Below are 324 nucleotides of genomic sequence, written 5' to 3'. Positions count from 1 at the left end.
GACGAAGAACCCGACCAGGTCCTCCAGCGCCTCGTCCGTACGACCCGCCACCGGCGTACCCAGCGGAACGTCCGACCCCGCGCCGAGGCCGGTGAGCCAGGAGGCGACGGCGGCCTGGAGGACCATGAAGAGGCTCGCGCCGTTGTCCCGGGCGATGCCGGCCAGTGCGGCGTGCACCTCGGCGTCGAAGGCGAAGGGCACGACGGCGCCGCGGTGGCTCGGCCGGGCCGGGCGCGGCCGGTCGGTGGGCAGCCGCAGTTCCTCCGGGACCCCGGACAGCGCCCACTTCCAGTAGGCCAGCTGCTGGGAGACGACGCTGGTGGG

General features: G+C 75.0%; 1 protein-coding gene. It reads right to left on the bottom strand.

Annotation, left to right across the window (positions count from 1 at the left end):
• Positions 1–324, bottom strand: a 324-nt coding sequence (locus LG632_RS30055; protein WP_226731090.1) for a condensation domain-containing protein, incomplete at both ends; no start/stop codon positions are given.

Source organism: Streptomyces antimicrobicus, assembly GCF_020532625.1.
GTDB classification, from domain to species: Bacteria; Actinomycetota; Actinomycetes; order Streptomycetales; family Streptomycetaceae; genus Streptomyces; species Streptomyces antimicrobicus.
The sequence above is the reverse complement of the archived record's forward strand: the minus strand, read 5'-3'. Positions and strand labels throughout refer to the sequence as shown.